This is a genomic window from Massilia sp. LXY-5 (genome assembly GCF_059801075.1).
This window is the reverse complement of record NZ_JBNNEH010000003.1, coordinates 874,200-899,565: the sequence shown is the minus strand read 5'-3', so window position 1 is coordinate 899,565 and position 25,366 is coordinate 874,200. Positions and strand designations below refer to the sequence as shown.

The following is a 25,366-nucleotide window of genomic DNA, read 5'->3' as shown; positions in this document are numbered from 1 at the left end:
CAGGCTTTTCTTTTTCCGTCAGGGCGAGTCCCGGAGCGGGAACCGGATCGGCCTTCAGACCCCTTCGGTCACCTTGGCAACCGGCGCCTTCGCCAGCGGCACCGTGGCCGGGCGGCCGCGGCCGGTGGCCTTGTGCACGCCGCGCATGATGACGCGGAAAATCAGGCGCACGAAGACCAGGGTCAGCACCGCTTCCACCAGGGTTGCCAGGAAGGCCGGCAGCGCGTGCCAGCGCTCGGCCCGGCGATGGAACTTGGCCACCATGCGGTCGCGCGCGATCTCGATGCTGTCGTAGAAGGTCGGCACGACCAGCAAGGTCAGGAAGGTCGAGGTGATCGTGCCGCCGATGATGGCGACGGCCAGCGGCTGGTAGAACTTGCCGTCCGGGCCGAGGGCCAGCGCGACCGGCAGCATGCCGGCGATCAGCGCAAAGGTCGTCATCAGGATCGGACGCAGACGCATGCGGCCGGCCTTCATCAGCGCGTCCTCGCGGTCGTAGCCTTCCGCTTCCAGGCCGCGCGCCGCATCGAGCAGCAGGATCGCGTTCTTCGCCACCAGGCCCATCAGCATGATGATGCCGATAAAGCTCATCAGGTTCAGCGTGCCGCCGGTGATCAGGAGGGCCAGCACGACGCCGATCAGGGACAGCGGCAGCGACAGCATCACGCCCAGCGGGGCCGTGAACGAGCCGAACTGCATCACCAGGATCAGGTACATCAGGCCGATGCCGCCGAGCAGCGCGGTGAACATCGCGCCGAACAGTTCCTGCTGGTCCTTGCCCGCGCCGCCCAGCGCCAGGCCATAGCCCGGCGGGAAGTCGAAGGTCTTGGCCAGTTTCATGGCGTCGGCCGTGACTTCGCCGGAGGAGCGCCCCTGCGCGTTGGCCGAGACCGTGATCACGCGCTTGCCGTCCTTGTGCACGATTTCCGACGGACCTTTACCCATGTTGATGCGGGCGATCTGCTCCAGCGGCACCATCATGTTGGTGCCGGCAATCGCGATCGGCAGACGCTCGATGTTCTCGATGTTGACGCGGTCTTCCGGATGCAGGCGCACCGCGACGTCGCGCGTCTCGCCGGTCGGGTCGACCCAGTCGCCCACTTCGATGCCGGCGAAGGCCACGCGCAGCGCGGTGGCGGCGTCGCCGACCGACACGCCCATCGAATTGGCCAGGCCGCGGTCGAGTTCGATCTGCAGCTCGTTCTTCGGATCCTGCTGCGACAGCGTGACGTCGACCGCACCGGGCACCTGGCGCAGCTTGTCCATATAGGCCGTGGTCAGCTCCATGAGCTTGCGCGAGTCGGAACCCGTGAACTCGATCTGCACCGGCTTGCCGCCGCCGTTCAGGTCGTCGAGCACGGTGTACTCGGCGCCCACCAGCTGGGCCACCTTGGTGCGCAGTTCGGCGCCGATCGCGGCCGCCGTACGCTGGCGGGTGTTGCGCTTGCCGATCTCGATATAGATCGAACCGCCGTTCGGACGGATGACGCTGTCGGTGGCGCGGGTTTCCGGGATGGTACGCGCCAGTGCCGCGGCCTGTTCCATCTTGAGCTTGGCGTACTGCAGGCTCGACGAGGCCGGGGTGCGCACGTCGATCATGATCTTGTTGCCGTCGCCCTTGGGCAGGAAGCTGGTGCCGCCGGCCTTGACCTGCAGCCCGATCGCGGCAGCGAAGCTGAGCACGGCAATCGCGCCCATCCAGCGGCGGTGGTGCAGCGCCCAGGCGATGACGTTGCCGTAGCGTGCAGCCTGGCGGTCGAACCAGTCGTTGAAGCGTCCCAGCACCTTCGAGATGCCCTTCTTCGGCGCATGGTGGTGGCCCGGAGGGTCGCCCCAGTAGGCCGACAGCATCGGATCGAGCGTGAACGAGATGCCGAGCGAGACCAGCACCGAGCAGGTGACCGTGAGCGCGAACGGACGGAACCATTCGCCAGCGATGCCCGGCATGAAGGCCACCGGGATGAACACGGCCATGATCGAGAAGGTGGTCGAGGCGACCGCCATGCCGATCTCCGAGGTACCGACCAGTGCCGCCGTGCGGCGGTCGGCGCCGTTTTCCATGTGGCGCACGATGTTTTCCCGCACCACGATGGCGTCGTCGATCAGCACGCCGATCGCCAGCGACAGCCCGAGCAGGGTCATGAAGTTGAGCGTGAAGCCGCACAGCCAGACCGCGATGAAGGCCGCCAGCACCGAGGTCGGCAGCGAGAGCGCCGTGATCAGGGTCGAGCGCCACGAGTTCAGGAAGGCGTACACCACGAACACGGTCAGCACGGCGCCGAACACCAGCGACTCGATCACGTTGTTCAGGCTGCTCTGCGCTTCGTTGCCGCCGTCGCGGGTGATGCTCAGGGTGCTGCCCTTCGGCAGTTCCTTGTTGATCTCCTCGACCAGCTTGCGCACGTCCTTGGCGATCGACACGGTCGAGGCGTCGCGGGTACGGACGATCGAAATACCGACGTTCGGCGCGCCGCTGTGGATCGAGGCGCTGTCGATGTCGGCGAAGCCGTCGCGGATCTCGGCCACCTGGTTCAGGCGCACGATGGTCTCGCCGCTGCGCTTGACGACGACCTGCGAGAAGTCTTCCGGACGCTCGATGCGGCCGATCAGGCGGATGCCCTTCTCGTCGAGGGTGCCGCGCACCTTGCCCACCGGCGCATTCGTGTTCTGGTTGCGCAGGGCGTTGGCCACTTCGCCCACCGAGACGTTGTATTCGCGCAGTTTATCCGCGCGCAGCAGGACCGACAGCTCGCGCCGCAGCGAACCGTTGACGTTGACGGTCGAGACGCCGTTGATCGCACGGAAGCGGTCGGCCAGCACGTCCTCGGCCAGGCGCGACAGTTCGGCATGCGACTGGCCGGTCGAGGACAGCGCCAGCTGCATGATCGGCTGCGAGGCCGGATCGACGCGGCGCAGGATCGGTTCGCGCATTTCCGTCGGCAGCTTGTAGCGCACCGCCGAGATGGCGTTGCGCACGTCGTCCGAGGCTTCGATCAGGTTGCGCTTGAAGTCGAACTGCAGCACCAGCGTGGCGCTACCCTCGTTAGCATACGACTCGACTTCGGTGACGCCCGGTACGCTGAGCATCTGCTTTTCCAGGCGGTTGATGATCTCGCGCTCGCTCGTCTCGGGCGAGGCGCCCGGATACGGGATGTTGACGACGATGACCGGGATCTCGACGTCCGGGTTCTGGTTGACGCGCAGTTTCGACAGGGCCAGCAGGCCCATGGCCATCATGCCCAGGATCAGCACGACCGTCGCGATCGGCTTTTTGACGGAGAAATTGGAGAGGAACATGGCTTAGTTTCCCTCAGTTACTTTTAGCCGGCGCATTGGTGGCGCTGGCGACGGTCTTGCCGGCAACAGGCGCGCTGGCCGCGAAGACGACCTTCTGGCCGTCCTTCAGGTTCGAGCTCGGGTTGCGCAGCACGGTGTCGCCGGCGGCCAGGCCCGCCTTGATCTCGATGTTACCGGTACGCTGGTCGCGCACGCCGGTCTGCAGGTCGACTTTCGACAGCTGGTTGGCCTTGACGCGCCAGGTGTAGGTCTTGTCGCCGGCCTTCACCAGCGCACTCTCGGGCAGCATCAGCACGTTCGAGCTCTCGGCGTCGATGCGGCCTTCCGCATACAGGCCGGCCACGCGCGGCTGTTCGCCGGTCAGGCCGACCAGCACTTCGACCTGGCGCGTGATGTCGTTGGCCGAGGCATCGATGCGGCGCACCACGCCGGTGAACTGCTGGGTGCCGTAGCCGTTGATGTGGTACGAGACCTTCTGGCCGACCTTGATCGTACTGATCTTGTCGGTCGAGACGCGCCCTTCGAAGCGCATGCTGGTCGGATCGATGACTTTCACGAGTTCCTTGCCGACCGTGGCGGTGTCGCCGCTCGAGACCTTGCGGTCGCTGACGATGCCGTCGAACGGCGCACGCACCATCGTGCGCGCGATCTGCTGGCGCGCCAGCGCCGCACGGCTTTTCGCGGCCGACACTTCGCTCAGCGCGGTATTGCGGCGCACTTCGGCTTCGTCCTGGGCCGCGGCCGAGGTCATGCCCGAGGCACGCAGGGTTTTCAGGCGCTCGAGCTGGCGATTCGCCTGGTCAAGGGCCTGGCCGGCCGCGCGCACGGCGGCGTCGGCGGAGACCAGGGTGTCGCGGATCGCCGTCTCGTCGAGTTTCACCAGCAGGTCGCCGCGCTTCACCGGCTCGCCATTTTCCTTGAGTACCTGCAATACCACGGCCGACACCTCGGCGCGCAGGTCGGCGCGCCGTTCCGGCTGGATCGAGCCCGTGATCACAGGACCGGAGGCCAGCGCATCGCTCGAGACCGTCAGCAGGTCCTGCGGGGCGACCAGCAGCTGGCTCGGCCGGGTGTCCTTCTGGTTGGCGCCGGCGACCGCCTTGTCGTCGGGCTTGGCCGGATCCTTGGCCTCCTTGCTGCAAGCGGCCAGGGCGGACGCGATGGCAAGGACAAGTAGAGTGTTACGCAGCATTGAGGAATCTCCCGAATTGGACCGACGACGTATTTATAAAATTTAGATGAAACCTGTCAGCGCGCAGTATCCCGGAGGCGGCCCCACCCGTCAATTGAGGATCCCGTCCGTTGCTATTTTGGATGGATGAACTGCGAAATGCTGCGACGAACTGCAGACGCTCACGATTAAACGCCCGACCGGCAGCGATATGGCGCCCTGGTTGACATCCGTCGTCCCCGTGGGGACGACCCAGGGCACCGCCCCGGACTGGAACGCTGATTACCCGCCGAACAAATTGAACACGAGGAAACCCATGCCGATGCCGGTGGCGATGCCGCCGCAGATCTCGACCAGGGTATGTCCCATGCGTTCGCGCAGGGTGGTGTGATCCGCGGCACCGGCGGCGAGGCGGTTGATGGCGGCAGCCTGGCGGCCCACGTGCTGGCGCAGGCTGTTGGCGTCGATCATCACGATGAAGCAGAGCGTCACGGCGACGCCGAAGGCCGGGTGGCCGATCCCCTCGCGCAGTGCGATCAGGGTCGCCATGCTGGTGACGACCGAGCTATGGTTGCTCGGAAAACCGCCATTCCCGACGAGGTTGAAGGCCCAGCGCCGCTGGCGCGCGCTGTTGATCAGGAATTTGATGGGGCCGACGATCAGCCAGGTCAGGAAGGGGGTGATGAGGTAAGCGTAGTCCATGGAATCCTTGTCGCTAGATAAGTGCATATGCCGGCCGGAATTATCGCAGAAGCAATGCTCTACGGCGAACTGCGCTGCGCCACAGCACCCCGGCTGCGGTTAAGATACTGAAAACTGTGGCATTTCAACCAATATTAGAATTTCGGGGAAACCAATATGCGTCATTTCAGGCTGTCGTTTGCCGTTACCGTGGTGCTGATGTGCCTGTCGGGCTGGTGGGGTTACCAGCACGGCGGCACGGCCGGGCTGGTCAACGCCTTGTGGATCACGGCGGTACTCGGGGTGCTCGAGGTCTCCCTGTCCTTCGACAACGCAGTCGTCAACGCGTCGGTACTGCGCCACTGGAACGAATTCTGGCGCAAGCTCTTCCTCACCGTCGGTATCGTCGTCGCCGTGTTCGGCATGCGCCTGCTGTTCCCGCTCGTGATCGTCTCGGTGGCGACCGGCCTCGGCCTGCTCGACGTCTGGGACATGGCGATCCAGACTCCGCAGGAATATTCGCGCCACCTGACCGAGCACCATGCGGAAGTGTCGGCCTTCGGCGGCGCCTTCCTGCTGCTGGTCTTCCTGAACTTCCTGTTCGACGAAGAAAAGGAGCTGCACTGGCTCGGCTGGATCGAGCAAAAGGTGGGCCAGTACGGTTCCGAAGGCCTGGCCATCCTGCTGACCCTGCTCGCCGTGTTCGGCGCCATGAGCCTGATGCCCGAACAGCGCAAGCTGGCGGTGCTCGTTTCCGGCGTGGTCGGGGTACTGGTGTATGTCGGCGTCGACTGGATCAGCGGCCTGCTCGAGGAAGAGGAAGAAGATCCGACCATCGGCAAGATGATTTCCCAGGGCAGCATCGGCGGTTTCCTGTACCTGGAAGTACTGGACGCCTCGTTCTCCTTCGATGGCGTGATCGGGGCCTTCGCGATCACCAATGACGTCGTCATCATCATGCTGGGCCTGGCGATCGGCGCGATGTTCGTGCGCTCGCTGACCGTGTTCCTGGTCTACAAGGGCACGCTGCAGGAATTCGTCTACCTCGAGCACGGCGCCCACTACGCGATCGGCATCCTGGCGCTGATCATGTTCGCCAGCGTGCATTACGAGATTCCGGAATGGTTCACGGGACTGTCCGGGGTGGCCTTCATCCTGGTCTCGCTGTGGTCCTCGATCCGGCACCGCAGGCGCGTCGCGCTGGAAGAAGCGCACGACAGGGCCGAGATCGCCTGATCGGCGCCCCTCCCCCTTAAGCGGTACTTAAAAGGCGGGGCCGGTGTGCCCTGCCATTTTGACAATCGAGGCGTGCGTGGCAGAATGGGGCCGACCGCGCCGCTGAGCGCCCCTTTTACCTGACCGAACCGGAAATCATGCCGAAAGCCCTGCCGCAACGCGCCATCGCCATCCTGCTGTCCCTCGTCGCCGCCCTGGTCGTGATCGGCGGGCTGTACACCTGGTTCACGCTGACCTGGTCGTACTCTGAGGGCACGCGCGCCGGCTACCTGCAGAAATTCTCGAAAAAGGGCTGGCTGTGCAAGACCTGGGAAGGCGAAATCCTGCTTTCGAGCATGCCAGGTGCGATTCCCGAGCGTTTCGCCTTCACCGTGCGCGACGATGCGCTGGTGCGGAAACTGCAATCGACCATGGGCCAGCGCGTCGAGATCGGCTACAAGCAGCACAAGGGCGTGCCGACCAGCTGCTTCGGCGAGACCGAGTATTTCGTGAATGAGGTCAACACCGGACCGGCTTCGCCGGTAGCGCCGAGCGACGCGCCGAACGTGGCGCGCTGATGCGTCAATCGTAGGGTGGGCGGGGGACCCGCCCGATGAAACCGTGGGCGAGGCCATTGGCCTCGCTCCCCCCCTACTCGCTGGACTTCCTCTGGTTCATGATCACCTCGGCCAGCCGTGCAGCGGCCTGCTGTGCCGATGGCATGTTCTTGAGCCGCCCCAGCACTTCGCGCGTAATGTTTTCCGAGGCCGTACGCTGACGCGCTTCGGCCTTGCGCTCGTTGACGGCGTCCTCGGTGGCCGACAGCTCGGCCGCCTGCTCTTCCAGCCGTTTCGTTTCCAGGGCCAGGAGCTCGCGCCGGGCGTCGGCCATCTGCTGGGTAGTGGCGGCCGTGCGGCGCTGCATTTCGGCGTGGGCCTGGGCGTGTTCCAGCAGGGCGCGCTGGGCGTCGCGCTTTTCCAGTGCGGCCTGCGCCGCTGCGGACTCGGCCTGCTCCTGCTCGCGCGCCAGGCGCGCCGCTTCTTCCTCGGCCTCGCAGCGCACGCGTGCGGCCAGCGCGGTTTCTTCTTCGGATGCGAGGCGCGCCGCCGCCGCCGCGTTGGCGCGCGTGTCGAAATCGAGCTGCTGGCGCTGCGCCGCCAGTTTCTGTTCGGCCAGCGCCAGCGCTTCGGCCGCGGCCGCGGCCGCCTCGCGTTCGGCCTCGAGCGCCGCTTCGGTTGCCGCCAGGCGCGCCTGTTCGGTGGCGGCCCGCTCGGCCTGCATGCGCGCCAGTTCGCTTGCTGCAAGCGCCTCGGCCTGGGCGGCGGCAGCGGCGGCTTCTTCGCTCGCTGCCGCTTCAAGCAGGCGCGCAGTCTCGGCCCGTTGCGCTTCCAGTGCCGCCTGCGCGGCCCCGGCAGCGCGCCGCTCGGCCTCCACGCCCTCGTGCAAGGACGCCATCTGCCCCGCTTCGGCCTCGGCACGGGCGTTGGCGGCCTCGCTCAGGGCACGTTCGGCCTGCAAGGTTTCCTGCGCCTGCGCCAGCGCTGCGCTTTCGGCGTCGAGGCGGGCACGCTCGGCGGCAGCCAGTTCGAGGGCTTCCGCGGCGCGGCGTTCGGCCAGCTCGGCTGCGGCCTGTTCGTGTTCGAGGGCGGCGCTCGCCTGCGCCACCTCGGCTTCCTGCGCCGCGTTGGTCCTGGCCCGGGCATCGGCCGCGGCTTGCGCCAGCATCGCGCGTTCGGCGGCCAGCGCACGTTCGCGCTCCTGCTCGCGCGCATCCTGCTCGGCCGCCGCTGCCGCCAGGCGGTCGGCCTCGGCGCGCGCCCGGGCGTGTTCGGCGGCCTCCGATTCGGCCTGCAGGCGGGCTTCGACCTGCATGCCCGCTTCGTGTTCGGCTTCGGCGCGGGCCAGCGCGACTTCGCGCAGCTTGCGGTCGGCCTCGATCCGCGCTTCGGTCGCGGCGGCGATGCGGGCCTCGGCCTCGCGCCGCGCTTCGGCGGTGGCGGCGGCGCTTTGCTCCAGGCGTTCGCGGTGGATCGCGGCGTCGCGCAGTTCCTTCTCCAGCTGCAATCTGGCACGCAGGGTGTCGGCGGCGATCCGGGCCGAGTCGGCCTGGGACTGGGCGATCGATGCGCGTTCGTGTTCGACGTGGGCCAGGGCGCGCGCTTCTTCCAGCGCGCGTGCCTCGGCGGTGGCGCGGGCAAAGGCCGAGCTGAGGGCGACCTGGTCGGCGCGCTCGCGCTGCAGGGCCAGTTCCAGCGCCTCGGCTTCGACCTGGGCCAGTTTTTCGGCGGTCTGGCGCGCGGCCTTTTCGGCCCGCTCGCGCTCGCGCGCCAGCACGGCGACCCGGGCGTCGGCGCTGGCGCTATGCAGCACTTCTACGCGCGCGGCCTGGACGGCGGCGACGCGCTCGGCCGCCTGGCGCCGCGCTTCCTCGGTCTGCACCAGCAGCGCTTCGGCCGCCTGCGCGGCTTCCTGCGCCATCGTGGCCTCGGCTTCGATCTGTTCGGCGGCGCGGCGGCGCGCTTCCTCGGCCGCGCGCGAGCGCGCCTCGACCGCGAGGCGCCCTTCGGTGTCGGCCTGCACCCGCGCGCGCAGCTCGGCCGTCTCGAGGCGCATCGCCTCCAGCCGTTCGTTCGAGGCCTGGGCGGCGGCCTTCAGGGTTTCCAGGCGATCGCGGTTGAGTTCGATGACTTCTTCCGAGGCCTGGGCATTGGCCAGCGCAGCGGCCGCGGCGGCGGCGTCGAGCGCGGCGCGCTCCTCGGCCAGCGAGCGGGCGCGCGCTTCGGCATGGGCGCGCGTCTCGGCGGCCACATTCGCCTTTGCCTCGGCTTCCACACGGGCGATGCCTTCCTTGATCGCCATCTTCTCGACGGCGCCGCGGTCGGCCGCCGGCACCGCCGGGATGACCGGGGTGGCCTTCCCTGCAGGCAGGTCGATCGTGAAGTCGGTATCGTCGTGTGGTACTGGTTCCATGGTGGTTCTCTGATCTACAGGCATTGCGAAGCGCGCATCTGCATTATCAGGCAAACCCGACAATCACGGCACGCCGAACTGCGCGATCAAATGGGCGCAATTCCCCGCTTAGACCGGCCAGAGCGGCGGCTCATCCATTAACGCGACCTGCTCGCGCAGCTCGAGGATCCGGTCCTGCCAGTAGCGTTGCGTGTTAAACCAGGGGAAAGCCGCCGGGAAAGCGGGGTCGTCCCAGCGCATCGCCAGCCAGCCGGCGTAATGGATCAGGCGCAGGGTGCGCAGGGCTTCGACCAGGTACAACTGGCGCGGGTCGAAATCGCAGAAGTCCTCGTAGCCGGCCAACACGTCGCTCATCTGGCGCACCATGTCGATGCGCTCGCCCGAGAGCAGCATCCACAAATCCTGGATCGCCGGCCCCATGCGGCTGTCGTCGAAGTCGACGAAATGGGGGCCGTCGCCGGTCCAGAGCACGTTGCCGCCATGGCAGTCGCCGTGCAGGCGCAGCAGGGGCAGGCTGCCGGCCCGCTCGTAGCAGCGCGCCACGCCGGCCAGCGCCTGTTCGACCACGCTGGCATAAGTGGCGCGCAGCTCGGGCGGAATGAAGTCGTGCCTGACGAGATACTCGAAGGGCTCGCGCCCGAAGGTGCGTGGATTGAGCTCGGGCCGCAGCGCATACGGTTTCACTGCGCCCACGGCGTGGATGCGGCCGATGAAGCGCCCCATCCATTCCAGGGTGTCCGGATCGCCCAGCTCCGGCGCCCGTCCGCCGCGGCGCGGGAAGACGGCGAAGCGGAAGCCGTCGAACTCATGCAGGGTGCGCCCATCGATGGTCATGGCCGGCACCACCGGGATTTCGTGCTCGACGAGTTCGGCCACGAACGCGTGCTCTTCCAGGATGGCCGCATCGCTCCAGCGCCCGGGGCGATAAAATTTGACCACCACCGGCTCGCCCTCGTCGCGCCCTACCTGGTAGACGCGGTTTTCATAGCTGTTCAGGGCCAGCAGGCGGCCGTCGCCGTGCAGGCCGACGCTGTCGACGGCGTCGAGCACGCGTGCCGGATCGAGGCGGGAGAACGGGTGCGCCGCATTTGTGTCGGAAGAAATAGACTCGTTGTGCATATCGTCATTGTACGGCGCGGCGCGTTATTTCGTATGCCTGGCGCCCGAGAGGCGTTAAACTGCCGGACTTCACAGAAAAGAGCACCCCATGCAACTCGAACAGCCCCTCACCGAAAAAGAATTCGACGAACTCGACCAGTTCCTCCTCTCCGAGCGCAGCCCGGAAGACGCGATGACGATGGACACCCTGCACGGCTACCTGACCGCGATCGCGATCGGCCCGGAAACCATCATGCCGGCCGAATGGCTGCCGCGCGTCTGGGGCCAGGAAGAAGGCGCCGCGCCGAAGTGGAAGAACGCGAAGGAAGAAGAACGCATCATCAACCTGATCATGCGCTTCATGAACGAAGTCCTGATCACCTTCGAAGTCGCACCCAAGGAATTCGAGCCGCTCTACTGCGAGCACGAGCACAAGGGCCAGACCTTGATCGATGCCGAAGCCTGGTGCTGGGGCTTCTGGGAAGGCATGGAATTGCGTCCGGGCTCCTGGGAGCCGATCTGGAAATCCGAAGTCGCCGAACTGATGCGCCCGCTCTATCTGCTCGGCGCCGACGAGATCGAGGAAGCCGAACTGCCGCTGGTCGAAGACCCGGTCAAGGCACATCATCTCGCGCTCGAGATCGAGGCGAACCTGCCGGCGATCTACAAATATTGGTTGCCGCTGCGCAAGGCTGCGGTGGAAACGGTGCGCCACGAGACACCGAAGGTCGGCCGCAATGACGACTGCCCTTGCGGCAGCGGCAAGAAGTTCAAGAAGTGCTGCGGCGCGGAGACGACGTGACGACATAAACCGGGGCAACCCGGTTTTTTTTCGCGAATCGTCCGGGTTTACACGCAGGCACGCCCGTTTTGCGCCGCAACATCGCGTGCGCGGCCGCCGGGCGCGTATGATCGTTTCTTTCTTTTTCGACCAGACTCCCATCCGATGAACGCGCCCTTGCCTGCCCGTACCGACCTTGATCGCCTTGCGGTGCTGAACGCCTACGGCATCCTCGATACGCCCCCGGAACGCGCGTTCGACGACATCGTCCGCCTCGTGGGCCAGCTGCTCGAGGCGCCGATCGTCGCCGTCAACCTGCTGGCCGAGGGCCGCCAGTGGTTCAAGTCGGAGATCGGGCTCGGCACGCGCGAGATGCCGCTGGACGACTCGATCTGCAAGTTCGCGCTGCTCCAGCAGGGCCGGATGGTGGTGCCCGATACCCGCCTCGATGCCCGCTTCAATTGCAACCCGCTGGTGACGGGCGCGCCGGGACTGCGTTTCTATGCCGGCGAATTGCTCACCACTCCCGAGGGCGTGGCGCTCGGCACCCTGTGCGTACTCGACCTGGAACCGCGCCCTCAGGGCTTGACGGCGCAGCAGGAAGCCGTGCTGGAAACGATGGCGCACCAGGTGATGCGCCTGATCGAACTGCACAAGGCCTTGAGCGACCAGCAACGGCTGCTGGAGCAGCAGCAGGCGATTCAGGAAGAACTGCAGCGCGAGCGCGAAGCATTGCGCGACAGCCAGGCGCAGGCGCTGGCGGTGGCCGGCCAGGCCGAGCGCGAACGCCGGCGCCTGGACGCCCTGCTGCAGGCGGCGCCGGTCGGCATCATCGTCGCCGAAGCGGGCGGCGCCGTGGTGCACGTGAATGCGGAAAACCGCCGCATCTGGGGTGCGCATCCGATGTCGCGCGACATCGCCGCCTACGCCGAATGGAAAGGCTGGTGGGCCGACGGCTCGGCGCGGCACGGACAGCGCCTGCGCGAGGACGAATGGGCAATGAGCCGTGCGCTGGCCGGCGAGGACGCGCCGCGCCACGTGATCGAGATCGAGTCCTTCGACAGGCCCGGCGTGCGCCGCATCATGCTCAATTCCGGCGCGCCGATCCGTAACGAGACCGGCGAGATCGTCGGCGCGGTGGTGGCGCAGATGGACGTCACCGAACGCGTGAAGGCCGAGGAAGCGCTGCGCCAGGCCGACCAGAAGAAGGACGAATTCCTGGCCATGCTGGCGCACGAGCTGCGCAACCCGCTGGCGCCGATCACCTCGGCCGCGGCGATCCTCTCGAACCACGCGGTCGATGTGGCGACGGTGCGCCGTACCAGCGCCATCATCGCGCGCCAGGCGAAGCACATGACCGGCCTGATCGACGACCTGCTCGACGTGTCGCGGGTGACGCGCGGCCGGGTCGACCTGACGACCGCGGAACTGGACATCAAGGACATCATCGCCGACGCCATCGAGCAGGTGCGTCCGCTCGTCGAGAAGCACCAGCACCGGCTGCTGCTGCAGCTGGCGCCCGCCCCTGCCATCGTGCTGGGCGACCGCAAGCGCCTGGTGCAGGTGATGACGAATCTCCTCAGCAATGCCGCGAAATACACGCCGCATGGCGGAGCGATCGACGTGCTGCTGGAGTCGGGATGCGGTGAACTCGCGGTCACGGTGCGCGACAACGGCATCGGCATGACGCCGGAACTGATCGCCGACGCGTTTGAACTCTTCTCGCAGGGGAAACGCGGGCTGGACCGCAGCCAGGGCGGCCTCGGGATCGGACTGGCACTCGTCAAAAGCCTGCTGCAACTGCACGGCGGCACGGTGAGCGTGCATAGCGAAGGGCCGGACCGCGGCAGCAGTTTCGTGGTGCGCCTGCCCGCCGTGGCGCGCAGTGCGGAAGCGGCTGCGGGGACGCCGGCACTGCCGGCCGGCGCGGCGCCGGGGCTGCTGCGCATCGGCATCGTCGACGACAACGAGGATGCGGCGGCGACGCTGTCGATGTTCCTGCAAGCCTACGGCCACGAGGTCTCGATCGCGCACTGCGCAGAACACGCCCTGGAGCTGCTGCCCGCCTTTGCGCCCGATGTCTGCCTGCTCGACATCGGCCTGCCGGAGATGAGCGGCTTCGAGCTGGCGCGCGCCCTGCGCTCACAGCCGTCCCTGCGCAGCGCGGTGCTGGTCGCGATCACCGGCTATGCCCAGGAAAAGGATCGCCAGGAAGCGCGCGGCGCTGGCTTCGACGACCTGTTCGCCAAGCCGGTCGACCTCGGCGCCCTGAACGCCCTGCTGACCCGGGTCGCGCAGCACAGGCCGCGCTGATGAGCGGCTGAGGTTCCTGAACAGGGCCGGTCTAGGCAGCCGCTTCCAGCCGCTCCTCGCACAGCGCGGCCAGCAGGTCGGACTGGCTGACGAGCCCCACCATCGCCCCGTCCCGATCGATGATGGCCACCTGGTGATAGCCGCCGTCGCGCAGCAGCGGCACCAGTTGCGCCAGCGGCGCGCCGGCGTCGAGCGCGACCACGCGCTGGCGCATGGCGTCGGCCACGCGCAGCGCGGCGCCCGGCACCAGTTGGCGCAGGCGCGCGCCCCAGCCGGTGTGGCGCAGCAGGTCTTCCTGGGCGATGACGCCGCGCAGGTGGCGCGTTTCGTCGAGCACCGGCAGCGACTGCAGGCGGTAGCGCAGCAGCAGTTCGCGCGCGTGCTCGAGGGTGTCGTTCGGCGCGGCGAAGACGATGTGGGTCGACATCAGTTCGGCGCAGGTGCGTTCGTTGAAATGACGGTGCAGCGCGAGCTGGCGCGCGTCGTCGACGATCGCCAGCAGGTCGTCGCGGCTGACGTCGAGCACCTCGCCATAGCGCGCCAGCGCCGCTTCCAGGTCGGTCTCGGTAATGCCGAGGCGCGCACCCGGCGCCGGGTCGCCGGTGGCGTGGACATTCCGGTCGGCCGCATGCTGGGCGTGCGGATAGCGTCGTCCGGTGAGGTTGTTGTAGAGCAGCGCCGCGATGACGATGATGATCGAATTCAGCGCCACCGGGCTGAGGGCGAACAGGAAGCCCGCCTCGTGCACGGCCTGCCCGCCGAGGACCGTCGTCAGGGCCACCGCACCGCCGGGCGGATGCAGGCAGCGCAGCGCGAACATGGTGCCGATCGCCAGCGCGCCGGCCAGCGGCGCGGCCAGCAGCCAGTCGGGAACGAGCTGGACGCAGGCGACCCCGATCAGGGCCGACACGGTATTGCCGCCGACCACAGACCAGGGCTGGGCCAGCGGACTGGAGGGCACGCAGAACAGCAGCACGGCCGAGGCGCCCATCGGGGCGATCAGGTAAGCCGCAAGGTCCGGGGCCAGCATGTGGGAGGCCAGCGCGGTCACGAACAGGCCGATGCAGGCGCCGATGCCGGCACGCACGCGCTCGGTGTTGCCGGCAGGGAGAGGCTGCGGCAGGAAGCCGTGCAGCCATTGGGTGAAGGTGGCGCGCATAAAGATGAAACCGCGTTGAAACAGGCAAAGACTGCAATTACACCACAAGGACTCCTGCCCTGCAGGCGCGGCCGTACTTCCGGCCCCTCGGCACGGACTGCCGCGTCGTCAATTTCGTCAATGCGCGTCAACGCACGGACGGGAATATTTTCATCTGCGACCCTGATCGTCAGTAATCACGGGCGGCGCGCCGCGCTGCATGATTAAAAATTGACGAAAAGGAGTCTTTCATGAAAAAAGCCCTGCCATTGACGCTGCTCGCCGGCGCTGCCCTGCTCGCCACCAGCGCCTGGGCCAAAGACGCGGCCAAGCCGCCGAAAGCCGAACCGCACATGCAGAAGGTGCTCGACGCCCACGCGGCGCTGAACCCGAAACCGATCGAGACGCTCACGCCGGAAGAAGCGCGCAAGCAGCCGACCCCGGCCGATGCGGTGAAAAAAGTCCTGACCGACATGAAGAAACCGACCGCGCCGGAACCGGGCGTGACGGTCAAGACGATGACGGTCGGCAGTGGCGCCGCCGGCTTCCCGGTCCATATCTACACCCCGGAGGGCAAGGGCCCGTTCCCGGTCATGATGTATTACCACGGCGGCGGCTTCGTGATCGCCGACACCAAGGTCTACGACGCCAGCCCGCGCGCCCTGGCGAAGATGGCGAACGCAATCATGGTTGCGGTCGACTACCGCCAGGCGCCCGAACACCCCTTCCCGGCCGCGCCGGACGATGCCTTCGCGGCTTACCAGTGGACGCTCGAACACGCGAAGGAATTCAACGGCGACCCGACGCGTGTGGCGGTCGGCGGCGAGAGCGCCGGCGGCAACCTGGCGACCGTGGTCTCGATGATGGCGCGCGACAAGAAGGTCGCCCTGCCCGTGCACCAGCTGCTGGTGTATCCGGTCGTGAACGACGACATGAACACGCCCTCCTACCAGAAGAACGCGAACGCCAGGCCGCTCAACAAGGCGATGATGGGCTGGTTCTTCAAGCACTACCAGGGTGACCCGAAGAGCCCGTATGCGCTGCCGATGAAGGCGGACTCGCTGAAAGGCCTGCCACCGGCGACCATCATCGCGGCCGAGATCGACCCGCTGCTGTCCGAAGGCAAGGCGTATGCGGACAAGCTGAAGAAGGATGGCGTCGCGGTGAGCTACAAGGAATACACGGGCGTGACGCACGAGTTCTTCGGCATGGGGGCGGTGGTGCCGAAGGCGAAGGAAGCGGAGCAGTTTGCGGCGGACGCGTTGAAGAAGGCGTTTGCCGCGAAGAAGTGATCGCCCCGGCGTGAATGGCGCAGCGCGCGGCGTCCCGGCGCCCGCGCGCTGCCGGCTCTTGCATGCCCTCCCCTGCCTTGATGTACGATATGTAAGCCTGTCATTTCGACCATCACTTCACCTACGGAGAACGAATGAAACACACCGCCCTGTCCCTGCTCATGGCCGCCCTGGTCGCTACCCCCGCCTTCGCCGCCGCGCCGATGGCGAAAACCCAGGCGCCCGGCTATTACCGCATGATGCTGGGCGACTTCGAAATCACGCCGCTGTCCGACGGCACGGTCGACCTGCCGGTCGACAAGCTGCTGACGCAAAAGGCCGACAAGACCAATGCGGCGCTGGCGAAAGCCCACCTGAAGGCCCCGCTCGAGACCTCGGACAACGCTTACCTGATCAATACCGGCAGCAAGCTGATCCTGGTCGACACGGGCGCCGGCATCCTCTTCGGGCCGACCCTCGGCAAGCTCCAGGCAAGCCTGAAGGCGGCCGGCTACACGCCGGAACAGGTCGACGAAATCTACCTGACGCATATGCACAGCGACCACCTGGGCGGCCTCCTGGTCACGAAGGGCACGCCGGCTTTCCCGAACGCGGTCGTGCGCGCAGCCAAGGCGGAAGCCGACGAATGGCTGAGCCAGGCGAAGATGGACAAGGCAAAGGAAGACGACAAGGGTTCCTACCATAATGCGATGGCCGCGCTCGACCCCTACGTCAAGGCCGGCAAGTTCAAGACCTTCGAGGGCGACGTCGAGCTCGCGCCCGGCATCCGCGCCCAGGGCGGGCATGGCCATACGCCGGGCCACACGACCTATGTCGTCACGAGCGGCGGCCGGAAGATGGTCATGATCGGCGACCTGATCCACGTGGGCGCGGTGCAGTTCGAGGACCCGGCGGTGACGATCGGCTTCGACGGCGACCAGAAGGCGGCAGCGGCGGCGCGCAAAAAGCTGTTCGATGCGGCGGCCAGGGATGGGGCGCTGATCGGTGGCGCGCACCTGCAGTTCCCGGGCGTGGGCTATCTGCGCACCGAGGGCAAGGGGTACCGCTATATCCCGGTCAACTACACCCGCATGCCATAAACTGTAGGGTGGGCTCCGCCCACGCGGTCGTACCTTTGCATACCACGACGCTTCCAGAAGCCATTGCGGTTTGCACAGGCCGTACCGCGTGGGCGGAGCCCACCCTACAAAATCAGGCGCTCTTCAGGTGCGTGGCCCGGCGCACCGTGGCCAGCACCGCGTTTAACGCGTCCAGATCCACCGGCTTGACCAGGTGATGGCTGAAACCCGCCTCCAGCGCCGCCCTGCGGTCGCTCTCCTGCCCATAACCCGACACCGCGATCAGCACGCTGTGTGCCGTCTCCGGCTGCGCCCGCAGGCGGCGCGCCAGTTCGTTGCCGTCGATGTCGGGCAGGCCGATGTCGAGCAGGCAGGCGTCGGGCCGGGCGCTGCGTGCCAGTTCCAGCGCGCGCAGCGATTCGTGTTCGATGTAGACCGCGTGGCCGGCTGCTTCGAGCAGCATCGCCAGCGTCGTGGCGGCATCGACATTGTCGTCCACCACCAGCAGGGTCAGTCCCGTCGCGCCGGCGGCGCCCGTTCCCGGCGCCGGCTGGCTGGCCGCCGCCTTCGCCGCCAGCGGCAGCGTCACGGTGAAGGTACTGCCCTGCCCCAGGCCCGGACTGGCGCAGGTGACGCTGCCGCCGTGCAGCTCGACCAGGTTGCGCACCAGCGCCAGGCCCAGGCCGAGGCCGCCCTGGGAGCGGTCGGAGCTGCGCTTGGCCTGGGCAAACAGGTCGAAGGCGCGTTCGGTCAGTTCGCGTTCCATGCCGATGCCGTCGTCGCGCACGGCCAGCACCAGTTTGCCCCCGTCCGCCCCGGCATCCACCTCGATCGCGCCGTCCTCGGGCGTGTACTTGACTGCGTTGCCCAGCAAATTCGACAGCACCTGCACCAGGCGCGCGCGGTCGCCCTCGGCCACCAGCGGCTGCGCCGGCACATGCAGGGCCAGGCGCTGGCGCCGCGCCGCCAGCTGCGGGCGCACCTGTTCCACGGCTTCGTCGACGATGGCGCGCACGTCCAGCAGGGTCCGATCGAGTTCGATCAGGCCGCGCGTGACGCGCGAGACGTCCAGCAGGTCGTCGACCAGGCGCGTCATGTGGCGCACCTGGCGCCCGATGATGGCGCTGCTCTGGCGCACCCGGGTTTCGTTGAGCGCGCCCATGTCGAGCAGCATGGCGGCTGCGCTGATCGGCGCCAGCGGATTGCGCAGTTCGTGCGCCAGCATGGCCAGGAACTCGTCCTTGCGCTGGTCGGCCATCTTCAGGCCTTCCTCGGCCAGCTTGCGGTCGGTGATGTCGCGGAAGAACACGGCGATGCCGCCGTCCTGGGTCGGAAAGGCGCGGACCTCGTTCCAGCCCCCGCGCCCATCGGTGTCGGACAGCCGGTGGTCGACCGCGCCGGCCGCGCGCGTTTCCATCGTCCGGTGCAGCATGGCGGCGACCTCGGTACCGGCCACTTCGGGGAACAGGGCCCAGTAGTTGCGGCCGATGACCTGCTCCGCCGCCATCCGGCAGATGCGCAGGCCTTCGGCATTCATGGTGGCGATGGTCCAGTCGGCAGCCATCAGTCCGAAGCCCTCGGCAATGGTATCGAAGATGTAGCGGCTGCGGTCGCGCTCGGCCCGCAGCTCGGCCTGGGCGCGCGCCGTTTCCAATGCGGCCCAGGTGCGTTCGGCCGTCGCGCGCGTGAAGCGCACCTCGGCGTCGCGCCAGTGACCGGGCTGGGCGCGGTTCAGGCTGAGGAAGCCGGCCAGGCGGCCGCCGCGCATCAGCGGCACGGTCAGCACGGCCGCCGCCCCTTCCGCGCGGAAGAGCGCGCGGCAATCGCTGCAGCGCGGATCGGTCTCGACATCGTCGACGACGAAGGTTTCGCCGGCACGCGTGAGCGCGGCGATCGTCGGGCCGAAGCCGTCGAGCGGGTACACCGCGCGCGACAGTTCGTGGGCGCCGCCGGCGTTCCACTGGTGGCGCACGGTAAATGCGCGGCCCGCGTCGTCCACCTCGGCATAGGTGGCACGGCTCAGTCCCAGCTCCTCGCCCAGCAGGGCACTGGCCGTGGCCAGCACCTCGTCGGGCGTGCCCAGCGGGTGCAGGGCATCCGAGAGCTTCAGCTCGAGCGCGGCGCGCCGTTCGGACTGGACCCGGCTGGTCGTTTCCATGACCGTGCAATACATGCCGGCCACGCGCCCCGCGCCGTCGTGCAGCGGCGAATACGAGAAGGTGAAATAGCCCTGTTCCGGAAAGCCCTGGCGGTGGATCACCAGCGGCAGGTCTTCGTGGAAGGCGGATTTGTTCGACAGTGCGCGGTCGATGATCGGCACCAGGTCGGTCCAGATCTCGGCCCAGATCTGCCGGAAGGGCTGGGCCAGCGCGGCCGGATGCTTGGCGCCGAGGATGACCGCATAGGCATCGTTGTAGAAGAAGCGCAGGTCCGGCCCCCAGGCCACGAACATCGGAAAGGCGGAATTGAGCGACATGCCGACGGCGGTCACCAGTTCCGGCGGCCAGGTGTCGGGGTGTCCGAGCGGACAGCTGCGCCAGTCGTGCGCGGCATACAGCGCGCGCACGCCCGTCAGTGGGGTGCTTGGGTCGTTGGGGAGGAAGCCGGGCATACCCCGATTGTCCCACAGTCAGACAATTGCCGGAGCATAACTAGCTCCGGCTCGTGGCGCCGATTACAGCCTGCGCATTACAGCTTGCGCATTACAGCTTAATGAAATGCTCGCGGTAGTACTTCAGCTCTTCGACCGACTCGATGATGTCGGCCAGCGCCGTGTGTTTCTGGTGCTTCTTGAAACCGGACGCCAGTTCCGGCTTCCAGCGGCGGCACAGTTCCTTCAGCGTCGACACGTCCAGGTTGCGGTAGTGGAAAAAGGCTTCCAGCTTCGGCATGCCGCGCGCCATGAAGCGGCGGTCCTGGCAGATGGTGTTGCCGCACATCGGCGATTTGTTCGCCGGGACGAAATTCTTCAGGAAGGCGATCAGCGCCACTTCGGCGTCGGCTTCGGTCACGGTCGAGGCGCGCACGCGGTCGATCAGGCCGGACTTGCCGTGGGTGCCCTTGTTCCAGTTGTCCATCTTGTCGAGCGTTTCGTCCGACTGGTGGATCGCGAAGACAGGCCCTTCGGCCAGCACGTTCAGGTGCATGTCGGTGACGACGACGGCGACCTCGATGATGCGGTCGGTGTCCGGGTCGAGCCCGGTCATTTCCATATCGACCCAGACCAGGTTCATGTCGTTGGGACGCTGGGCGGTGGAGGAGACTGCGGAATCGGTTGGGTGTGACATAATTCTCTCTTTGCCTAATCAATCCTGCATTTTCTCACAGGCACTGAATGTCTTCACTCGCGTTTTCGGTTTTGTTCGTCGTTTTCTTCGTGCTCACGCTCGGGCTGCGCTTCTGGCTGGCCAACCGCCAGATCCGCCACGTGCTGCGCCACCGCGCCAGCGTGCCCGCGGAGTTCGCCCCCAAGGTCTCGCTCGAGACCCACCAGAAGGCGGCCGACTACACGGTCGCGAAAACCCGCTTCGGCATTGCCGCCCTGCTCTGGGGCGGCCTGACCCTGGTCGGCTTCACCCTGCTCGGCGGCCTGCAGGCCCTGTCGACTGCGCTGCTGCACGTCGCCGGTCCGGGAATGCTACATCAACTCCTGCTGGTGGCCGCGTTCGCGATCCTCACGGGCCTGCTCGACCTGCCCTTCGACTGGTACCGCCAGTTCGTGCTGGAACAGCGTTTCGGCTTCAACAAGATGAGCGTCAGGCTGTGGCTCGCCGACATGGTGAAAGGCGCGCTGGTGGGCATGGTGATCGGCCTGCCGCTGGTGTGGGTTGTACTGAAACTGATGGAATCGGCCGGTTCGCTCTGGTGGTTCTGGACCTGGCTGGTCTGGAGCGGCTTCCAACTGCTGATGATGGTGCTGTACCCGAGCGTGATCGCGCCGCTGTTCAATAAATTCACGCCGCTCGCCGACGAAGGCCTCAAATCGCGCATCGAGGGCCTGATGGCGCGCGTCGGCTTCGCCTCGAAGGGGCTGTTCGTGATGGACGGCAGCCGCCGCAGCGCCCACGGCAACGCCTATTTCTCCGGCTTCGGCGCGGCCAAGCGCATCGTCTTCTTCGACACCCTGATCGAGCGCCTGGCCCCGCACGAGATCGAAGCGGTGCTGGCGCATGAACTGGGCCATTTCAAACTGCGCCACATCGTCAAGCGCATCGTCGTCATGTTCGCGCTGTCGCTGGCCTTCCTGGCCCTGCTCGGCTACCTGAAAGAGCAAGCCTGGTTCTACACGGGACTGGGCGTGACGCCGATGCTGCAGGCGCCGAACGACGCCATGGCCCTGCTGCTGTTCGTGCTGGTGCTGCCGATCTTTACCTTCGTCTTCGGCCCGCTGAATGCGATCACCTCGCGCAAGCACGAGTTCGAGGCGGATGCCTTTGCGGCGAAGCACAGCGATGCGACGCACCTGGTCTCGGCCCTGGTCAAGATGTATGAAGACAATGCCTCGACGCTGACGCCCGACCCGCTGCACTCGGCGTTTTATGACTCGCACCCGCCGGCATCGGTACGGATCGCCCATTTGAACGGAGCGGCCGCATGACGCTGCGCGAACGCCATTGCACCCACGGCGCGCCGGCCCTCGAGGCCAGCGAGCTGCCCGCCCTGCTGGCGCAGGTACCCGACTGGCAAGTCGAGGACAAGCGCCTCGTGCGCAGCTTCGCCTTCACGGACTACCACGAGACCATCGAATTCGTGAACGCGCTGGCCTGGATGATCCACGCCGAAAACCACCATCCGGACCTGACGGTGCGCTACCGCCACTGCATCGTCGCCTGGACCACCCATTCGGCGGGCAATGCGGTATCGCTGAACGACATCATCTGCGCTGCGAAAGCCGACGCAATCTACGAAGAACGGACAGGCGCGTGAGCAAAGACAAGAAAATAGACACTACGCTGAGCGGCACCATCATCGCGGCGCACGGGCGCCATTACCTGGCCGACGTGAACGGCGAAAAATTCCAGTGCGTCACGCGCGGCAAGAAGACGAATGTGGCCGTCGGCGACGTCGTGCACCTGGTGCAGACCTCGAACGACCAGGCCGTCATCGAAAAGATCGCCGAGCGCACGACCCTGCTCTACCGCTCGGACCAGTACAAATCGAAGCTGCTGGCGGCGAACATCTCGCGCCTGTTCATCGTGATCGCGACCGAACCAGGTTTCGCGGACGACCTGGTATCGCGTTCGCTGGTGGCGGCCGAGGCGGCCGGCATCGAGGCCCACCTGATCCTGAATAAAACCGACGTCGCAGACCTGCTGCCGCGCGCGCGCGAACGCGCCGGCGTGTATGCGGCGCTCGGCTATCCGGTGCACGAGGTATCGGCGCGCACCAATCCCGAGCATGCGCTGGCCGTGCTGCGGCCCTTGCTGGCCGGGCAATCCTCGATCTTCATCGGCCAGTCGGGCATGGGCAAGTCCTCGCTGATCAATTTGCTGGTACCGGACGCCGACATCGCCGTGCGCGAAATCTCGGCCGCCCTCGACACCGGCAAGCACACCACGACCTTCACGCGGCTCTACTGGTTGCCGGACGGCGCGGCGATCATCGATTCGCCCGGCTTCCAGGAATTCGGCCTGTACCACCTCTCCGAGGGCATGCTGGAGCGGGCCTTCGTCGAGTTCAAGCCCTACCTGGGCGGCTGCAAGTACTACAACTGCCGCCACCTGGCCGAGCCGCAGTGCGCCGTGCTGACGGCCGTCGCCGAAGGCAAGATCGCGAAACACCGCCACGAGCTGTATGCCCAGCTGTTGCACGAGTCGGCGCAGACGCTGTATTGATCGGCGGCGGGCCTGCTTTCCCAAAAATCAAGCAAAACCCTTATAATCAAGGGGATACTCTCTTCCCAGAACACGATATGCCAGGCTCCAAAGCGATCAAGCACTTCCTGCAGTTCTCCGATTTCTCGCTCGACGAATTCGAATACGTGATCGAGCGTGCGAAGGTCATCAAGCGCAAGTTCAAGGCCTACGAGGTGTACCACCCGCTGGTCGACCGCACCCTGGTGATGGTGTTCGAGAAGAGTTCCACCCGCACGCGCCTGTCGTTCGAAGCCGGCATGCACCAGCTGGGCGGCGCCGCGATCTACCTGAACACGCGCGACAGCCAGCTGGGACGCGGCGAGCCGGTCGAGGACGCGGGCCAGGTGATGAGCCGCATGTGCGACATCATCATGGTGCGCACCTTCGGCCAGGAGATCATCGAGCGCTTCGCCGCCAATTCGCGGGTGCCGGTGATCAACGGCCTGACCAACGAACACCACCCCTGCCAGGTGCTGGCCGACATCTTCACCTTCTACGAGCACCGCGGCCCGATCGCCGGCAAGACCGTGGCCTGGATCGGCGACGCCAACAACATGCTGTACTCCTGGCTACAGGCGGCCGAAGTGTTCGGCTTCCACCTGAACGTCTCGACCCCGAAGGGCTACGACATCGACCCGAGCCTGGTCTCGACGCAGCGCTACACCTTCTTCGACAATCCGTCGGACGCCTGCGAAGGCGCGCACCTGGTCAACACCGACGTCTGGACCAGCATGGGCTACGAAAAGGAAAACGCAGAAAGACTGAAAGCGTTTGACGGCTTCATCGTCGACGCCGCCAAGATGGGGCGCGCGTCCCCGGACGCGGTCTTCATGCACTGCCTGCCGGCCCACCGCGGCGAGGAAGTCGCGGCCGAAGTCATCGACGGTCCACAGTCGGTGGTCTGGGACGAAGCGGAAAACCGCCTGCACGTGCAGAAGGCCCTGATCGAATACCTGCTGCTTGGCAAAATCCAGGACAACTGAACATTTTTAAGCACCACCCTTTGTTTGATCGTCGGTCCGCAAGGACCGGCTGACCACTTCAATCCCACCTCTCCTCCACACTGGAACTTCCATGAGCGACATCAAAAAAGTAGTGCTGGCCTACTCCGGCGGCCTCGACACCTCCGTCATCCTGAAATGGCTGCAAGACAATTACGGCTGCGAGATCGTCACCTTCACCGCCGACCTCGGCCAGGGCGAAGAACTCGAGCCGGCGCGCGCCAAGGCCATCAAGTTCGGCATCAAGCCTGAAAACATCTACATCGACGACGTGCGCGAGGAATTCACGCGCGACTTCGTGTTCCCGATGTTCCGCGCGAACACCGTCTACGAAGGCGAATACCTGCTGGGCACCTCGATCGCGCGTCCGCTGATCGCGAAACGCCTGATCGAGATCGCCAACGAAACCGGCGCCGACGCCGTCTCGCACGGCGCGACCGGCAAGGGCAACGACCAGGTGCGCTTCGAGCTGGGCGCCTATGCGCTCAAGCCGGACGTCAAGATCATCGCCCCATGGCGCGAATGGGACCTGCTGTCGCGCGAAAAGCTGCTGAAATACGCGGAAGACGCCGGCATCGCGGTCGACATGAAGCACAAGAACGGCGGCGCGCCCTACTCGATGGACGCCAACCTGCTGCACATCTCCTTCGAAGGCCGCCATCTGGAAAACCCGAGTGCCGAAGCCGAGGAATCGATGTGGCGCTGGACGGTGAGCCCGGAGCAGGCGCCGAACGAAGCCGAATACCTCGACATCGAATACGAGCGCGGCGACATCGTCGCCCTGAACGGCAAGCGCATGACGCCGGCCGCAGTGCTGACCGAGCTGAACCGCCTGGGCGGCAAGCACGGCATCGGCCGGCTGGACCTGGTGGAAAACCGTTACGTCGGCATGAAGTCGCGCGGCTGCTACGAAACCCCAGGCGGCACCATCATGCTGCGCGCCCACCGCGCGATCGAATCGATCACGCTGGACCGCGAAGTGGCGCACCTGAAGGACGACCTGATGCCGCGCTACGCCAGCCTGATTTATAACGGCTACTGGTGGGCGCCGGAACGCGTCGCGCTGCAGACGCTGATCGACCACACCCAGGCCACCGTCAACGGCTGGGTCCGCGTGAAGCTCTATAAAGGCAATGTGATCGTCGTCGCGCGCGATTCGAAGACCGATTCGCTGTTCGACATGAACATCGCTACTTTTGATGAAGACGGCGGCGCCTACAACCAGGCGGATGCGGGCGGCTTCATCAAGCTCAATGCGCTGCGCATGCGCATCGCGGCCAAGGCACGGGCCAAGCGCGGGCAGTAAGCCATCGCGCTCGATGAAAAGCCGCCTGCGGGCGGCTTTTTTCGTTAACCGGCGCGTAACGTAGGGTGGGCACTCGTGCCCACGCGGTAACACGCCAGAATCTCGTTCCGGACGATCTTGCACACATGGTGATCATCCGTCTGTAACATCGGGGGCGCTTCGACCATCATTCGGCGTACCGCGTGGGCTC

At 66.4% G+C, this 25,366-nt stretch carries 19 protein-coding genes; 11 read left to right on the top strand and 8 right to left on the bottom strand.

From position 1 onward, the window contains the following. Nucleotides 1-54 precede the first annotated feature (54 nt). The 3 genes from ACI48I_RS12955 to ACI48I_RS12945 all read right to left on the bottom strand — a co-directional run bounded on the left by ACI48I_RS12955 (nt 55) and on the right by ACI48I_RS12945 (nt 5,170). Nucleotides 55-3,297: an efflux RND transporter permease subunit gene (locus ACI48I_RS12955; protein WP_498574405.1), complete on the bottom strand. Its 3,243-nt coding sequence runs from the start codon at nt 3,295-3,297 to the stop codon at nt 55-57. 13 nt (nt 3,298-3,310) lie between these two features. Then, the gene (locus ACI48I_RS12950; RefSeq protein ID WP_193686523.1) at nt 3,311-4,489 is read right to left on the bottom strand and encodes an efflux RND transporter periplasmic adaptor subunit; all 1,179 of its coding nucleotides are present in this window, start codon (nt 4,487-4,489) and stop codon (nt 3,311-3,313) included. A 261-nt stretch (nt 4,490-4,750) separates the two neighbouring features. Continuing rightward, on the bottom strand, nt 4,751-5,170 hold the full coding sequence (locus ACI48I_RS12945; RefSeq protein ID WP_193686524.1) for a divergent PAP2 family protein: 420 nt from the start codon (nt 5,168-5,170) through the stop codon (nt 4,751-4,753). 156 nt (nt 5,171-5,326) lie between these two features. On the opposite strand from ACI48I_RS12945, the gene ACI48I_RS12940 reads away from it, so the two are divergent. Continuing rightward, nucleotides 5,327-6,385 (top strand): DUF475 domain-containing protein, encoded by a 1,059-nt coding sequence (locus ACI48I_RS12940; protein ID WP_193686525.1) that lies wholly within the window; start codon nt 5,327-5,329, stop codon nt 6,383-6,385. A gap of 137 nt (nt 6,386-6,522) precedes the next feature. Next, the gene (locus ACI48I_RS12935; protein WP_193686526.1) at nt 6,523-6,942 is read left to right on the top strand and encodes a DUF8785 domain-containing protein; all 420 of its coding nucleotides are present in this window, start codon (nt 6,523-6,525) and stop codon (nt 6,940-6,942) included. Between the two features lie 73 nt (nt 6,943-7,015). Here the strand turns inward: ACI48I_RS12935 and ACI48I_RS12930 are convergent, their stop codons facing one another. Further along, complete coding sequence (locus tag ACI48I_RS12930; protein WP_498574404.1) at nt 7,016-9,334, bottom strand: coiled-coil domain-containing protein; 2,319 nt, start codon at nt 9,332-9,334, stop codon at nt 7,016-7,018. A 108-nt stretch (nt 9,335-9,442) separates the two neighbouring features. After that, nucleotides 9,443-10,453, bottom strand: a complete 1,011-nt coding sequence (locus tag ACI48I_RS12925; protein ID WP_193686528.1) for a serine/threonine protein kinase — start codon at nt 10,451-10,453, stop codon at nt 9,443-9,445. 88 nt (nt 10,454-10,541) lie between these two features. Here ACI48I_RS12925 and ACI48I_RS12920 point away from each other — a divergent pair, with 88 nt between their 5' ends. Then, nucleotides 10,542-11,234 (top strand): UPF0149 family protein, encoded by a 693-nt coding sequence (locus tag ACI48I_RS12920; protein ID WP_193686529.1) that lies wholly within the window; start codon nt 10,542-10,544, stop codon nt 11,232-11,234. Between the two features lie 144 nt (nt 11,235-11,378). Further along, nucleotides 11,379-13,526, top strand: a complete 2,148-nt coding sequence (locus tag ACI48I_RS12915) for an ATP-binding protein (RefSeq protein WP_498574403.1) — start codon at nt 11,379-11,381, stop codon at nt 13,524-13,526. A 31-nt stretch (nt 13,527-13,557) separates the two neighbouring features. Here the strand turns inward: ACI48I_RS12915 and ACI48I_RS12910 are convergent, their stop codons facing one another. Further along, on the bottom strand, nt 13,558-14,685 hold the full coding sequence (locus ACI48I_RS12910; RefSeq protein WP_498574402.1) for an HPP family protein: 1,128 nt from the start codon (nt 14,683-14,685) through the stop codon (nt 13,558-13,560). A 230-nt stretch (nt 14,686-14,915) separates the two neighbouring features. On the opposite strand from ACI48I_RS12910, the gene ACI48I_RS12905 reads away from it, so the two are divergent. Both ACI48I_RS12905 and ACI48I_RS12900 read left to right on the top strand, forming a co-directional pair. Then, a complete protein-coding gene (locus ACI48I_RS12905; RefSeq protein WP_498574401.1) occupies nt 14,916-15,956 on the top strand; it encodes an alpha/beta hydrolase in 1,041 nt (346 codons plus the stop codon). A gap of 134 nt (nt 15,957-16,090) precedes the next feature. Next, a complete protein-coding gene (locus ACI48I_RS12900; RefSeq protein ID WP_498574400.1) occupies nt 16,091-17,035 on the top strand; it encodes an MBL fold metallo-hydrolase in 945 nt (314 codons plus the stop codon). A 112-nt stretch (nt 17,036-17,147) separates the two neighbouring features. Here ACI48I_RS12900 and ACI48I_RS12895 read toward each other — a convergent pair whose 3' ends face one another. Together ACI48I_RS12895 and orn are read right to left on the bottom strand one after the other, a co-directional pair. Further along, nucleotides 17,148-19,625 carry a hybrid sensor histidine kinase/response regulator gene (locus ACI48I_RS12895; RefSeq protein WP_498574399.1) on the bottom strand — a complete coding sequence of 826 codons (2,478 nt, stop codon included), beginning with the start codon at nt 19,623-19,625 and terminating at the stop codon, nt 17,148-17,150. A 91-nt stretch (nt 19,626-19,716) separates the two neighbouring features. Continuing rightward, nucleotides 19,717-20,301 (bottom strand): oligoribonuclease, encoded by a 585-nt coding sequence (orn, locus tag ACI48I_RS12890; protein ID WP_227496533.1) that lies wholly within the window; start codon nt 20,299-20,301, stop codon nt 19,717-19,719. Between the two features lie 47 nt (nt 20,302-20,348). Here orn and ACI48I_RS12885 point away from each other — a divergent pair, with 47 nt between their 5' ends. From ACI48I_RS12885 to ACI48I_RS12865, 5 genes are all read left to right on the top strand, one after another. Further along, the gene (locus tag ACI48I_RS12885) at nt 20,349-21,611 is read left to right on the top strand and encodes a M48 family metallopeptidase (protein WP_498574398.1); all 1,263 of its coding nucleotides are present in this window, start codon (nt 20,349-20,351) and stop codon (nt 21,609-21,611) included. Continuing rightward, the gene (locus ACI48I_RS12880; RefSeq protein ID WP_193686536.1) at nt 21,608-21,940 is read left to right on the top strand and encodes a 4a-hydroxytetrahydrobiopterin dehydratase; all 333 of its coding nucleotides are present in this window, start codon (nt 21,608-21,610) and stop codon (nt 21,938-21,940) included. The genes ACI48I_RS12885 and ACI48I_RS12880 overlap by 4 nt, the downstream gene beginning before the upstream one ends. Beyond that, the gene (gene rsgA / locus ACI48I_RS12875) at nt 21,937-22,848 is read left to right on the top strand and encodes a ribosome small subunit-dependent GTPase A (RefSeq protein WP_193686537.1); all 912 of its coding nucleotides are present in this window, start codon (nt 21,937-21,939) and stop codon (nt 22,846-22,848) included. The genes ACI48I_RS12880 and rsgA overlap by 4 nt, the downstream gene beginning before the upstream one ends. Before the next feature lie 77 nt (nt 22,849-22,925). Next, on the top strand, nt 22,926-23,852 hold the full coding sequence (gene argF / locus ACI48I_RS12870) for an ornithine carbamoyltransferase (protein WP_193686538.1): 927 nt from the start codon (nt 22,926-22,928) through the stop codon (nt 23,850-23,852). A gap of 91 nt (nt 23,853-23,943) precedes the next feature. After that, nucleotides 23,944-25,176, top strand: a complete 1,233-nt coding sequence (locus ACI48I_RS12865; protein WP_193686539.1) for an argininosuccinate synthase — start codon at nt 23,944-23,946, stop codon at nt 25,174-25,176. Nucleotides 25,177-25,366: the final 190 nt, after the last annotated feature.

Bases quoted from the DNA above. Each gene is read 5' to 3' on its own strand.
- ACI48I_RS12955 (WP_498574405.1), bottom strand. From the start codon at position 3,297: ATGTTCCTCTCCAATTTCTCCGTCAAAAAGCCGATCGCGACGGTCGTG.
- ACI48I_RS12950 (WP_193686523.1), bottom strand. From the start codon at position 4,489: ATGCTGCGTAACACTCTACTTGTCCTTGCCATCGCGTCCGCCCTGGCC.
- ACI48I_RS12945 (WP_193686524.1), bottom strand. From the start codon at position 5,170: ATGGACTACGCTTACCTCATCACCCCCTTCCTGACCTGGCTGATCGTC.
- ACI48I_RS12940 (WP_193686525.1), top strand. From the start codon at position 5,327: ATGCGTCATTTCAGGCTGTCGTTTGCCGTTACCGTGGTGCTGATGTGC.
- ACI48I_RS12935 (WP_193686526.1), top strand. From the start codon at position 6,523: ATGCCGAAAGCCCTGCCGCAACGCGCCATCGCCATCCTGCTGTCCCTC.
- ACI48I_RS12930 (WP_498574404.1), bottom strand. From the start codon at position 9,334: ATGGAACCAGTACCACACGACGATACCGACTTCACGATCGACCTGCCT.
- ACI48I_RS12925 (WP_193686528.1), bottom strand. From the start codon at position 10,453: ATGCACAACGAGTCTATTTCTTCCGACACAAATGCGGCGCACCCGTTC.
- ACI48I_RS12920 (WP_193686529.1), top strand. From the start codon at position 10,542: ATGCAACTCGAACAGCCCCTCACCGAAAAAGAATTCGACGAACTCGAC.
- ACI48I_RS12915 (WP_498574403.1), top strand. From the start codon at position 11,379: ATGAACGCGCCCTTGCCTGCCCGTACCGACCTTGATCGCCTTGCGGTG.
- ACI48I_RS12910 (WP_498574402.1), bottom strand. From the start codon at position 14,685: ATGCGCGCCACCTTCACCCAATGGCTGCACGGCTTCCTGCCGCAGCCT.
- ACI48I_RS12905 (WP_498574401.1), top strand. From the start codon at position 14,916: ATGAAAAAAGCCCTGCCATTGACGCTGCTCGCCGGCGCTGCCCTGCTC.
- ACI48I_RS12900 (WP_498574400.1), top strand. From the start codon at position 16,091: ATGAAACACACCGCCCTGTCCCTGCTCATGGCCGCCCTGGTCGCTACC.
- ACI48I_RS12895 (WP_498574399.1), bottom strand. From the start codon at position 19,625: ATGCCCGGCTTCCTCCCCAACGACCCAAGCACCCCACTGACGGGCGTG.
- orn (WP_227496533.1), bottom strand. From the start codon at position 20,301: ATGTCACACCCAACCGATTCCGCAGTCTCCTCCACCGCCCAGCGTCCC.
- ACI48I_RS12885 (WP_498574398.1), top strand. From the start codon at position 20,349: ATGTCTTCACTCGCGTTTTCGGTTTTGTTCGTCGTTTTCTTCGTGCTC.
- ACI48I_RS12880 (WP_193686536.1), top strand. From the start codon at position 21,608: ATGACGCTGCGCGAACGCCATTGCACCCACGGCGCGCCGGCCCTCGAG.
- argF (WP_193686538.1), top strand. From the start codon at position 22,926: ATGCCAGGCTCCAAAGCGATCAAGCACTTCCTGCAGTTCTCCGATTTC.
- ACI48I_RS12865 (WP_193686539.1), top strand. From the start codon at position 23,944: ATGAGCGACATCAAAAAAGTAGTGCTGGCCTACTCCGGCGGCCTCGAC.